The sequence below is a fragment of the Syntrophomonas sp. UBA1041 genome, from assembly GCF_002316705.1.
Taxonomy (GTDB): Bacteria; Bacillota; Syntrophomonadia; order Syntrophomonadales; family Syntrophomonadaceae; genus DTU019.
Genome location: NZ_DCEA01000013.1, coordinates 59,149 through 59,359 on the forward strand (window position 1 = coordinate 59,149; position 211 = coordinate 59,359).

1 pseudogene is annotated in these 211 nt (G+C 53.6%); it reads right to left on the reverse strand.

Going from position 1 to position 211, the window contains the following annotated elements:
* Positions 1-211: pseudogene (locus tag B2633_RS02755) on the reverse strand (CTP synthase); the annotation flags it as partial.

The window sequence follows — 211 nt, forward strand, 5'->3', positions numbered from 1 at the left end:
GGTCCAGCCCCTCTTGGGCCAGCATCAAGGGGACTTCATAAATAGAAGAAGCGTCTATGAGCTGGATGACTGCCTCCCGGTCCACGTCGCAAAACAAGGCGACTTTGGCCTTGAGATCCATGGAAAGCTCCTTCTCAGTGCGGCACACCAGTATGTCGGGTTGAATCCCGATACTCCTCAATTCTTTTACACTGTGCTGGGTGGGCTTGGT